Annotated in this window: 11 protein-coding genes; all 11 read right to left on the bottom strand. The window is 47.3% G+C overall.

The genetic code is table 11. From position 1 onward, the window contains the following. Positions 1–6: 6 nt before the first annotated feature. The 11 genes from GO493_RS22990 to GO493_RS22940 are packed head-to-tail and all read right to left on the bottom strand — an operon-like array spanning position 7 to position 11,263. Entirely contained in the window at positions 7–792 is a 786-nt protein-coding gene (locus GO493_RS22990; RefSeq protein WP_157308581.1) for a hypothetical protein, read from the bottom strand. A 1-nt stretch (position 793) separates the two neighbouring features. Next, positions 794–4,543: a hypothetical protein gene (locus tag GO493_RS22985; protein WP_157308580.1), complete on the bottom strand. Its 3,750-nt coding sequence runs from the start codon at positions 4,541–4,543 to the stop codon at positions 794–796. A 26-nt stretch (positions 4,544–4,569) separates the two neighbouring features. Beyond that, positions 4,570–5,004 carry a GPW/gp25 family protein gene (locus GO493_RS22980; protein WP_157308579.1) on the bottom strand — a complete coding sequence of 145 codons (435 nt, stop codon included), beginning with the start codon at positions 5,002–5,004 and terminating at the stop codon, positions 4,570–4,572. Positions 5,005–5,014: 10 nt separating this feature from the next. Further along, on the bottom strand, positions 5,015–5,317 hold the full coding sequence (locus tag GO493_RS22975; RefSeq protein ID WP_157308578.1) for a PAAR domain-containing protein: 303 nt from the start codon (positions 5,315–5,317) through the stop codon (positions 5,015–5,017). Positions 5,318–5,333: 16 nt separating this feature from the next. Next, positions 5,334–7,148, bottom strand: coding sequence for a type VI secretion system tip protein VgrG (gene vgrG, locus GO493_RS22970; protein ID WP_157308577.1), 1,815 nt, complete (start codon positions 7,146–7,148; stop codon positions 5,334–5,336). Between the two features lies 1 nt (position 7,149). Continuing rightward, positions 7,150–7,815 carry a CIS tube protein gene (locus GO493_RS22965; RefSeq protein WP_157308576.1) on the bottom strand — a complete coding sequence of 222 codons (666 nt, stop codon included), beginning with the start codon at positions 7,813–7,815 and terminating at the stop codon, positions 7,150–7,152. A gap of 3 nt (positions 7,816–7,818) precedes the next feature. Continuing rightward, positions 7,819–7,986, bottom strand: coding sequence for a DUF5908 family protein (locus GO493_RS22960; RefSeq protein WP_157308575.1), 168 nt, complete (start codon positions 7,984–7,986; stop codon positions 7,819–7,821). A gap of 12 nt (positions 7,987–7,998) precedes the next feature. Next, positions 7,999–8,442 (bottom strand): phage tail protein, encoded by a 444-nt coding sequence (locus GO493_RS22955; RefSeq protein ID WP_157308574.1) that lies wholly within the window; start codon positions 8,440–8,442, stop codon positions 7,999–8,001. A 5-nt stretch (positions 8,443–8,447) separates the two neighbouring features. Next, a complete protein-coding gene (locus GO493_RS22950; protein WP_157308573.1) occupies positions 8,448–8,900 on the bottom strand; it encodes a phage tail protein in 453 nt (150 codons plus the stop codon). A 47-nt stretch (positions 8,901–8,947) separates the two neighbouring features. Then, a complete protein-coding gene (locus GO493_RS22945) occupies positions 8,948–10,450 on the bottom strand; it encodes a phage tail sheath family protein (RefSeq protein WP_157308572.1) in 1,503 nt (500 codons plus the stop codon). 18 nt (positions 10,451–10,468) lie between these two features. Continuing rightward, positions 10,469–11,263, bottom strand: coding sequence for a hypothetical protein (locus GO493_RS22940; RefSeq protein WP_157308571.1), 795 nt, complete (start codon positions 11,261–11,263; stop codon positions 10,469–10,471). Positions 11,264–11,474: the final 211 nt, after the last annotated feature.

Below are 11,474 nucleotides of genomic sequence, written 5' to 3'. Positions count from 1 at the left end.
CGGCAATTAATAATAATAACCCGGTGGCATAAAAGTCTCATCATCCCACAACCTCGTAACCCTGTAATATATCCCTACTTCCGCCCCATAATTCCTGTTAGTCCTCAACTGCAACGCATAATCATGCGTCCCCCCCACCCACCTCAACTTCAGCTTATTCCAGCAAAAACCATAATAAGCCGACGTCTGCCTGATCTTACTATGCGACCTCCCATAAGCGCTCAGCGCATAACCATGCAGTATAGCAAACCTTCCGCTCCCAGTCATCCCCGTCCTCGCTATCACCTCATAAGCCTGGCAGTTATTCTGGTGAGGTATAATAGTATGCCATTTGCCATTTGCAGGTACTTTCCCGGTCACAAAAGTACCTGTACGGCCTTCCATCCCAACAAAACCTCCCACATCCATTTTTAAGCCCGGAGAGCACGGTTGCCCTATTCCCATATTCCCGTCCTGGTGTAAGAAGAAACTCTTTTTATCCCGCAGCTCGTCTTTTTCAATATTGGTATAGGACTGCATCCTTAAACCGGGGTTTTCCCTGTCATCCTTTTCCATCACAAAAAAAGGCTTCAGGTCATCATTGGTACGGTAGAAAGAAACCAGCCTTTTGGAAGTTCCAAGGGCAGCTATCAGCATACCGTTCTCTTCATCCTTTGTAAAACCGTCCTCCTGTTTGTTGATCGTAGAATCTATCAGGTTGGCAAAATGATTTTCATCAGGCAAACGCCCGTTCTTGAAAAGTTCTTTCAGTTCTTCCCTGCCCAGGACCTTGGGATCATTTTTAGTAGCCATATTACCGGGGTTGTATTGTTAATGAAATAATTTCTCCTTCAGGATTATGCTGGTCAGTATCATCCCTGTAAGACGTTCTGTGCTGCTGCCCTATGATCAGCTCCTCTCCCGTCATCACCTGCCCTACACCAGCCGGCTGCGGATCGCTGTACTGCCATTCATCTAATACCTTGATGGCATGGAACGGCGCAGGGATCAGCACCGCTTCCGGAGTAGAGCTTTTTACATATCCCGTATTACTGACAGCCGTATCCAGCATACAATGCAGCAGCTCTCCCCTGTTGTCCCTCTCTTTGAAAAAATGAAGCATGGAAAACGCAGTGACATATTCCACATAAGGCAGACGCTTAATGAAATCCATTATCTCGGATAAGTAAAGCGTACTGCCTATCTCTACATCAGAAGTAGTATCAAACAACCAGGGAGTAAGGTAACGGCGGATATCCTCCTGCAACCGGGTAAGATAATAGTTGTCATCTGCCCCGTTATTCTTTCTACTGAAACAGACATGACAGCAGATCTTCACTTTTTCATAAACAGGATTATGCACCGTTACATGCGCAAATGAGGAAAGCAGCCCTTCTGCATATTCCTTTATCCTGTAAAGGGTAGCCATACTGGCCCTTGGCTCGCTGCCGGCATACAATCCATCTTCGGGCTGCCTTGGCACAACTACCAGGCGCAGGTTGTCATCAGCCTGCGCATACTCTTCATTCTCTCTCCTGTTGTTGATACATTTTACAATGAGTATTTCAGGAAATGCTTCCAGTATAAGCTGGATCAGATCTATATTTGTAATGGGTCTTTTTTTATGCCTCAGCCTTTCACTGACACGGGTATAATACTGCATAGTGGTTTCTGCCGGCCTTCCTCCAAAAGAAGGGAACAGCTGCCATATCTGCATGATACCCTTTATTTCCTGCTGAAATGATCTGATAGACATTGGCGCCAGCATAGTAGCGCCGGCAGTATCCTCCTGGTCGCGCACAGCCAGTCCTGCATTGGTAAAGATCCCTTTTACCATTGGGCGTATGGTCATCGCCATCGGAGCAGACAATCTTATCCATTGAAGATCTGCATCCAGCCGGGTATTACCATAACAGGACTCCGCCGGGGCCCTCAGCTTTACTATACCGCTGTTAATGAATTGCTGGGTGGTATCTGACAGGATGTGTAATGAATCAAACGGTAGCCACTGGTCATTGTACAGGTAACTCCATTTCAGCTCCTGCAATTTAACAGTAGTATTATGGCTGTCCTTTTCCTCCAGCTCAAAGAAAAGCGACAACTCTTCATGCGGTTGCAATCCCTTCAAGCCTATATAAAGACTGGCTTTATCTTCAAACTGGGGCAGCAATGAAAAATCTTTCTGGTTGGTAGATGGATATCCCTGCCGGTGACCATAAGGGTACATATGAAAAAGCTGCATGTCATTCCCATTATGCACCTTATCCAGTTTAAAGATCTCTGCCTGCTCCAGCGTATAATCCACCGTGATGGATTTTACCAGCGGGGTATATGGCGTATTGGGAATGGGCTTCTTCTTTGTCCACCTGCCGGCATTATGAGTAACAACTTCAGGGAACAAACGGGCATATAACCGGTGACCAAAAGCTTCCTGCGGCTGTGTCAGCGCCAGCCTCACTACACCGTCAGTATAAAAATTAGTGCCTGCTTCCATTTCTTTATGAAGCAGCAGCTTATTGTGAAAGTTTATTTTCTGCAGATCGTAAGGCTGCAGCACCGCCTTGTCTGAAAGAAAAATGCGGCCCTCTCCATCCCTGTAGGTCTGAAACAATGGCAACATTTCCCGCCTGCCTCTCTCCGGTGTAAACTGCCCGTCAGAAAAAACACTGATAGCTGCCTTAAACGAGCTGTTACCCATGTCTGCATGATAATCTGCATAATGGGCATCAAATCCGTTAATGGTATGAGGTAGCTCCAGCCAGTCCAGGTTAATATTGAAATCTTTGGTATAGCTGTTAAATACATTGGTGTCTCGTATATCAAGATACGCCCCTGTTGAAGGCTGTGGGCCAAATATATGGAAAGGCGTGGCAGGGCTCAGCGGACCGGCACTGTTATAAAGTTTTACTGATCTGTAGCCCTTTACTTTTGCCTTGATAGCTATTCTTTCCAGCCAGAGCAACTGCATAAATGAATAAGGATGATGGAAGCTGTTGTTGTTAAGCTGCAGCTTCAGCAAAGGGTAGTGCGTATTATATGTACTCCCGTGTTTAGCAGGGTCATAAACAGTCACAGGAGGATCATTTACATCCAGCTGCAACGTGATAACAAGACACCTTTCTTCCACGTTCTTTATACTGTGACGGGGCACAGTGGCCCAGCCTTCCTCCGTTGTATAGGAAATAATAAATGCGGCAGAAAGCAGCTCATTCATAGCAATGCTTTCCTTCTTTCCCGTTACGGCAGCAAAATTACGTACATAAGCCAAGAGCCTCCTGAACGAGTTCTCTTCACAATGCAGGGCCAGTTCCACCGTTCTTTTCCCTTCAGGAAGGAATAGTATAGGAGAAGCCAGCAGGCATCCCATTTCTGTTTCCTGCATCGTGCGCCTGTTAACTGGAAGGCTATGCTGCTCTTCTCCCAGTAAAGGCCACGAAGCAGCAGGCTGCATACCAGGCAGGTAATCTGCTGGTACAGGTACCTTTCTCTGGGCAGAATAAACCTGCGTTTCAATAATGTCCTGCAGAATATGACTGCGTGCACTGATCTGCCGGTGATGACTTACATAAACAGAGCGCAACGCCATGATCTGTACATGGCTTATCCTGATGGCCTCCTTCAACCGGTAAGTAGCAACAGGTACGTCCTTCCTGGCTTCCGCTACCATAGCCGTATTTTCCGGTATAATAACGGGCAGCATTTGCGGCTGTGCTTCCATGAACACATGTACCTTGTCAGGTACAGCAGGCCGCTCCTGCATGCCCAATACTGTCTTATAGTAATAATCCAGGTGCTTTTCCGTCAGTAGATTGATCTTGTCCTGCAGGTGTTTATACAGCTCTACAAAAGATACCAGCAGCCCTATATGTGGTTCATGCTTTAGCTTATCCGGTCTGGTACGCAGGTAAAACTGAGCAGAGCTGGCCACCTGGTAAAACTTCGCCCGCAGGCTGTTATATACTTCATTCAGGGATTCATAACCCAGGAAAACAGGAGGCGTGACAGGTTGTTTTTTTACAGCTTCCGGAAACAGCTCATTGAGCTGCCTGTTCATTACAGAGGTACGGAAAAGACCACTATGCCTGAATAAAGGAATTGCCTGGATTTCGAACTGTAATAGAAGAACTACATCATTATTCAGGCCCTCCATCACCTCATCAATATAAACCCAGGTATATGCCCGTACATCTGCTCTCTTCAGCTGACGCAGCTTTTCTGCCAGCACAGTTGCAATACCGTACATCAGCTCAAAAAATCGGGATAATACGGGACGCAGCTCCTGGTCATAATCAGCCTGCTGCAAAAGCTCCTGTACAAGTTGATACTCCTGCTGATAGGCAAGAAAGTTCATCCGGGCAATCTCTGCGAGTATCACGTACATCTCTGCCTGCAAAAAATCCTGCCAGTCGCCCTCAGGCTGGTCCAGCAGGTTATAATAGTTAAACTGGGATGCTATGTCCGAAAGAAAAAGCAACAGGTCCTCGGGCGACCGCTCATCTATCTTTACATAAGACGGCCGCAATGCTTCAAGCTCCCTTTCCGACTGGCTTAGCCCGTCGGCCATATGATCATTGAAATAATCCATTAGCCTTATCGCTCATGCAGCAGGTTCGGAGATGTAATGTTTGTTCCTTCCAGGAAATAAAAAGGATAGACCATATTGTGCCGGGTATTGGTGCTGATCACCTGGTAATGCAGCCGTAGCTGTAAAAATCCTTCCACATCATTACGGTACAGCACATCAGTATCTATATAAATGACCCTGGGCTCATACTCCAGCAACGCATGATAGATCAGGTGATTGATCTCCGCTATCAGCGTGCTGTCAGCTTTTTCAAATACCAGCTTTTTCAGGTTACAGCCAAAATCCGGCTGCATCATCCGCTCGCCGGGCGTAGTGCCCAGTATGATACGGATGCTTTCTTCTATATCCTCTATGGCATAAGACATCAGCAGGGTCCGCCCTGCCTTGTCGAACGATGGTGGAAAGGCCCACCCTCTGCCCAGGAATGAGTGAATTTCCATTTGCTTTATTTTATCCGCCAATTAATACAGTAGGGCAACCTAACACGATCGTCCCTCCATGCGCCGTCGAATCGCCCATACGGGCAGCTGGCTTACCACCTATCATAACCGTGGCAGATCCCTTTACAATAGAGTCCGGAGGGCCCACACAAACACAGTTGTCGCCCACTACCGCTGCCGGCATTTTGCCTATCAGCACTGTTGGCACACCTGGCCCTATTACCGGTCCGCCCACATGTGGTATTGGCGGTAGCCCCGGCGTCTGCATAGGGCATGTATGCATATCCGTAAGTCTTGCTGCAGGAGTACCCATAAACGTAGTTTTGAGATTAGTTGATCATGACCATAGCGCCTTTGATAACTGTCTGGCCCGAAGCAGAAACTTCCGCACTGGCGGTGCCTTTTGCAGTAAATCCCATCTGCGCGGTCTGTTTAATATTCATCCCGGAAGCTTCCAGGTCCTGAGTGGCCTTGATCACAGCCTTGCCCGTTGCTTCCATATTGATATTGCCGGTGGCTTTAATATTGATGTCCTTTGCACTTTTCAGTAGTATACCACTGCTGTCCAGTTTAATGCTGTTGTCTGACTGGTCCTTTATTTCAATAGACTGCCCGTCATCACTGAGCGTGATAGTATTGTTACCGGGAGTCGTGATCTTGATGATCTTCTTATCATCATCAAAATTGAGCTGTAGTTTACTGCGGGTGTACAATGCCTTGATATTGTTCTTCTCATCCGCCTGTGTAAGCGGAGGCGCTTTGGTTTTGCTGTATAATGAGCCCAGCACTACCGGATAACGCGGATCGTTTTCCAGGAAGCCCAGTATCACCTCATCTCCCACCTCCGGGCAGAATACCGATCCGGCGGCAGATGTAGCGTAATAGCTTGCCAGGCGCGCCCAGATACCTTTTTGCCCGCTGGCATTAGAGGCGGGTTTAACCTGCACCCGGTATTGGGAAGCTGGATCTGCAGATATCTTCACCACCGTAGCCAGCTGCAACCCTTGTATGGCAGGCACCTGACCGTTGGCTGGTGTATAGGAGAACTGCTCTTTCTCATAAATAGGCCTGTCAGGCGCGCCAAACTTTACAGTCGTTGTCCACTGCCCTTCCTGCAACGTATGCTGTACCATGTTGATGAAAGCTGTACCATTAAAACGGGCTCCCACGCCCGTCAGCTCCAGGAGAGCGCCAGGCTTTGGCTTGGCAGAGCCTATAAATACCACCCTTCCTCTCAGGGCGTTCATCCTTAACCGTAAGAGACTGCTGTCTGCCCATGCCTTCAGCTGATCTGTTGCCAGCGGAGTGCTGGATATAAGCTGCAGGGCCGTCTGGTCCAGCTTGCCGGAAAGCGACTGGGCCGTCAGGTTACCCTGGCTGTTGATAGACGGTTCTGCCGCAGATGACTTGATCACCGCCAGCGTCTGCGGGTCCCATGCAGCAGCTTCCAGTGAAGGAGGCTGCTTCTCAGCATTGAGCTCTGCATTGAATGAGATGATAGACTCTCCGAAAGCTACACGCAACACTGCATCTCCCGTAAAAACAGGTTTACCTATTTTAATCCCATCATCTCCCGCCACGGTAATAAACCCATTGAACGCCGCCCGGGCCAGGATGAAATCCCAATCGCTGGCCGACTTCTGGAACAACACTTCCTGCTCACCGGAAGTATCGTCCACCGTAACACCCAGGCCATAAGTACCCGCTATTTTCTTGATAATGTCACTGTCTGTCAGTGTACTGAACTCAGCTTCCTTCTTATTGAAAGTCATTTTCACAGCCGCATGCTTACAGGTCACCACCAGGTTGAATGTCGAAGATCTCGATATCTTCAACGCCTGTTTTACTATCACACCTTTGAAAATAGATTCCTCTCCGGAATCACCATAGCCTGCGGTAATGGAAAGCTCTGTGCCAGGTACAAGATCAGCGCCTTCACTGGCAGGGAACTTGCCCGTATCACCGGCTTCACCGGCATCACTGGTACCGTCTGCAAACACGATCTCTGCAAAAGGTATCTTATTGATCTCCTGTGTTATCTGTATAGATACCACCAGGTACTTTTCCTGTATAGCTGCACCATTGACCATGATAGTGAAACGTAAGGTAGGGTCGGTGATATTCAGTGGACTGGGTGCTGCCATCTCAGATCTTTTTTAACGGTGGAAAATATAGCTGATCACCCGGACGTATATCATGCACACTGTTCAATCCGTTTATCCTGGCCACCTCCATATAATAGGATGGATCTCCATAGATACGGTATACCATCGCAGGCAGCGTATCGCCGGCTTTTACAGTACGTATATGCGTCATGTCCGGCGATTGATTGGCCGCCTTCTTTTTCTTGGTGCTGAAGTCTATTGATTTAAGCAGGCTTAGTTTTATTTCAGCCCTCAACGCCGTGCCGTCTGAATTGAATAATTTATAGTTGGTAGTAAGACTGCTGCACATACCGTTAAATAATACGCCTCCCCATGTTATCATAAGAAAGTTAGGCCTGTGCAACGGCCCATGATAAGTAAATACAAGATCTGTCAGCTTCTTGATATACGCAGTCACAGTCAGCCCCTCAGGTATAGGCAGTATGCCCGTACCATCTACCAGCAGGTCAAGGTTCAGCGAAGAAGGCCCCGCACCCATAAAGATCTGCGTGGTCTCCGAGGCCCCTATCTCTTCAGACTTCCTGTAATCTGCATTATAGGTTGTCGAATAACCGGCCGGATTGATCATTGCATCAATACTTCCCAGTGAATCTTTACCCGCCATATCCCTGGAAGCAGTGATCTTCAGTTTTGTTATATCAGGCATATCTTATCTGTCTTCTTCTCTTTCAAATTTTGCAAGCAGGTGCTCCATACATTCTTTTATAATACTTTCTCTCAGTTCCCTTAAAGCCTGCAGGTCCGCCAGCGAATGTGCAGCGGGAGTATCAGGTGTGATCGTTACCTTGATAACAAGCTCACGTATTTCAAGCGCCATTGTTACAGCAGATTAAGCTTTCTTAAAATAGGAATAAGCCAGCTCCAACGTTTCTATCACTATCTCTCCCTCTTTCATCGCCTTCAGTCCGGTCACTTCCAGCTTAACAGGATAGGCTTTGAAGAACGTCCACTGGTACATCGGAGAAGCTTCTTCATCCAGCAACATTACATTAACCGTTGTTGGTGTAAAATGGAAAGATTCCAGGCTGTTCAGGATCCAGTTTGTGACAGCAGAGCCAATGAACATCCCCCTCTTCAATACAAGATTATTGTATTTGGGAGGGGAAGGGAGCCGGTGTATGAACTGGTTCTCCCCTCCTTCCTTTATCTCTTCTGTCTGTACCGAGACGGAGATGCCGCTTACCTCCTGGAAGTTCCCCTCTTCCTCTCCCTGGAAATCAGTGAAAGTGACCTTAAAGTGAAACCCTACAGGCGGATAATTCGGATCAGGCATCAGTATCAGCTTTGTGTTAATCCTTCATGTGCTACCTCCATGGATTCCACCGCAATTTCATTCGCATCAGATTTCATATCTGTTACCGTGATCTTACAGGGGAAAGCATTTTTCAGCGTCCAGCTCATAGCTATGCCCTGGGCTTCGTCCAGGAGACTGATCACTATGCTCTCACGCTTATAGGTATTCATCTTTATCTTATTGTATTTTTCCCAGAGGGCCTTATCTCCCTTAAAAATGCCCTTCTTCAGGGTAATATTGGAGAACTTTTGTATACCCGGCATTTTCACAGTAGAATAAACAGGACTGCTGCCGCCACGGTATTCTATGATCTGTGTTTCTGATGATAATCCCGTTACTTCCTGGAATATAAGTTCGGCCCCGTCCCACATTACTTTGAACGAGAATTTGACCAGGGGCCACGTGGTCTGGGCCTGTGATGCTCCGTCATCTGGCATAGCTTTAATATTTTATGGGTGAGAAAATAGGATAATGTTACTGTCAATTATGATTGCTGCATCATTTGCTGGAATGTGATCACGATAAACTCTGCAGGTCTTACGATCGCAACTTTCACAGTGATCAGCATCTTACCGTCCAGGATATCCTGTGGCGTCATAGTACTGCCAAGACCTATCTGCACATCAAATGCCTGCTCAGGAGCAGAGCCCGCAAGTGCACCCTGCTTCCACAGGTTCACCAGGAAATTATCTATCATGCTTTTTACCGTGATCCATGTAGTAGCGTCATTAGGCTCAAATACATAAGTACGTGCCGCCAGTTTGATAGACTGCTCTATCATGATCAGCGTACGCCTTACATTGATATAACGCCAGTCCTGGCTGTTGCCGTCCAGCGTACGGCCACCCCATATCAGCGTACCAATGCCAGGAAAAGGCCTGATCACGTTGATAGACTTACCAGCCATCACATCTACGTTCAGGTCTTTCTGCTCATCACCGGAGATGTTGACAGAAGGAGCATTGACCATGTTGACAGATACGTTGGCGGGCGATTTCCACACACCTCTTGTATTGTCTACCAGCGTATAGATACCGGCTATTGCCCCGCTTGGCGGCAGCTCATTCAGCCTGGACCTGATCTCTTCCAGGATACTGTTGTATACCGGACTGGAAGCCTTGAGCGACTGATGATAATTTTTCTTCGCATTACTGTCAGGCGTAGCCACAGCTTTATAAGCTTTTACTACCTGCTGGGCCTGTAACTCAGGCAGCAATGTTTCCAGGTCAACCGTAGCATCGAGGTTCTCGAAATCAACTTCGTTCTGCTGCACAATAGCTGTCTTCAACCAGGGATAATAAGCTGCGCCATAGTTGAGTGCATTGATGCCTATCTTATCGCGGAAGGCATCCACAATAGTTTTTGTGGTATCCGTAGCCCCCTGCTGCGCAAGGTCGAAAATGCCAAAACGGCTCTGCGTCTTGGCACAATGTGCCAGTACTTTCGTGTACACAGTGTTATATGCTTCTGCACCCAGCGCTATTACATCTGGTATAACTACCAGCGTAGGTTCAAACTCTTTTTCCAGCAGGGCCAGTACATCCGGTTTGGTATCAGAACCGGTAAAGTCGTCCAGCGATACAGCAATGCCTTCCGGCGTAGTGCCATAAGTACCCACAGAAACGATATAACAGTTACTGCCGCCGTTAGCATAAAAAAGACGAATACTGTTGTAGAGGTACAACGTATGCTTGTCATTGATCTTTACCATCATAGGCTTTCCGTTCACGATAAAGGTCTCGCCTTTATACTCCGGAGTGGGTTCTGCAATGGTAAATTTAGACTGGAATCCTCCGCCAAAAAGTTCAATGAACTCTGCAAATGAGGTAATGCGGGTGGGTTTGTGCAGCAGCGATTTTCCAAACCGTTCTGCTTTCTGGGTGTACCCGATAAAAGCAGGGACGGCTGTCTCCACGGCCACTGCCGAGCTGGGGAAGGCGTTCTTTTCTTCTATGTAAACGCCCGGGGTCATAAGAGTTGAAGCCATAGCTGAAAGTGTTTAATATTAATACAAGAAAATCTCTGAGTAGGTCTGCAACCGGTCATATCCCGGCACAGAAGAAAATGATATCCTGCTGACGTCCGGAGCTGGCAATGCTGCAATGATCACCGTATAACCATTCCTGTCATTGGCATGGTCTACCAGCTGAAAAGTATGTGCCGGCCGCTCTGCCAGCAGTAACGGAGTAGCTGAAATGAACATGCGTACACCCCGCTTGTCAGGAAGGTCCGGCAGCAAAGGTCCTTCAAATTGTACATTGCCGCTCGTATCTATCACTGCCGGATCCTCCAGCGCTGCCAGCTGATCACTCATCAGGAAATAACACCAGCGGGTTTGTTTCGCAGCAAAACATATCTCATGGCGTAATCGCAAAGTATTATCCACCTGTAGCCTTATCCGGCCAAATGGTTTACGCATGCCATATACCGCCGGCATCTGTACATCCATTTCTGAAACAGTTTCATTTACATGCAGCTTCCCCGTGGCCTGATTAGTAAACCATAGAATGCTGTTTACTATATCCGTTTGCGTAAGAGCAGTATAATTATAGAACTGCTCATCATTCAGCACCATATCAAATTCCAGCTGCAATCCTTCCTTCTGCAGGGACTCCCTGCTGTCATGAACTGACTGGTCATACAATAGCACAAATCCATCCCGCTGCCGGCGGAACAGTAAGCCATGACGCCTCATATCAATAGCGGTAGTCTGCGGCACATGCATGTTGATGTGCGCATACCTGTTGTCAGCAAAGAACAGGTGGCGGAAGCAGACTTCCGTCAAAACAGAAAAAAACATTATGACATGCTGTTTATAATATTTTATTGTCCATAATCATACATGGTACAATGGGTTTGTATTCGTGCATAATAGCATCATCGAAAATCATTAAGACAGTATCTTATTGTCTGTATTCATACCTGATACAACGGGCCTGTACTCGCGTATAATAGCATCGTCGAAAGTCAGCATTCGCATTTTATACACAAATCATTAAGACAGTATCTTA

It is taken from the genome of Chitinophaga tropicalis (assembly GCF_009758205.1).
GTDB lineage: Bacteria > Bacteroidota > Bacteroidia > Chitinophagales > Chitinophagaceae > Chitinophaga > Chitinophaga tropicalis.
This window is presented reverse-complemented; position numbering and strand designations above follow the sequence as displayed.

Bases quoted from the DNA above. Each gene is read 5' to 3' on its own strand.
- GO493_RS22990 (WP_157308581.1), bottom strand. From the start codon at position 792: ATGGCTACTAAAAATGATCCCAAGGTCCTGGGCAGGGAAGAACTGAAA.
- GO493_RS22985 (WP_157308580.1), bottom strand. From the start codon at position 4,543: ATGGCCGACGGGCTAAGCCAGTCGGAAAGGGAGCTTGAAGCATTGCGG.
- GO493_RS22980 (WP_157308579.1), bottom strand. From the start codon at position 5,004: ATGGAAATTCACTCATTCCTGGGCAGAGGGTGGGCCTTTCCACCATCG.
- GO493_RS22975 (WP_157308578.1), bottom strand. From the start codon at position 5,317: ATGGGTACTCCTGCAGCAAGACTTACGGATATGCATACATGCCCTATG.
- vgrG (WP_157308577.1), bottom strand. From the start codon at position 7,148: ATGGCAGCACCCAGTCCACTGAATATCACCGACCCTACCTTACGTTTC.
- GO493_RS22965 (WP_157308576.1), bottom strand. From the start codon at position 7,815: ATGCCTGATATAACAAAACTGAAGATCACTGCTTCCAGGGATATGGCG.
- GO493_RS22960 (WP_157308575.1), bottom strand. From the start codon at position 7,986: ATGGCGCTTGAAATACGTGAGCTTGTTATCAAGGTAACGATCACACCT.
- GO493_RS22955 (WP_157308574.1), bottom strand. From the start codon at position 8,442: ATGCCTGATCCGAATTATCCGCCTGTAGGGTTTCACTTTAAGGTCACT.
- GO493_RS22950 (WP_157308573.1), bottom strand. From the start codon at position 8,900: ATGCCAGATGACGGAGCATCACAGGCCCAGACCACGTGGCCCCTGGTC.
- GO493_RS22945 (WP_157308572.1), bottom strand. From the start codon at position 10,450: ATGGCTTCAACTCTTATGACCCCGGGCGTTTACATAGAAGAAAAGAAC.
- GO493_RS22940 (WP_157308571.1), bottom strand. From the start codon at position 11,263: ATGTTTTTTTCTGTTTTGACGGAAGTCTGCTTCCGCCACCTGTTCTTT.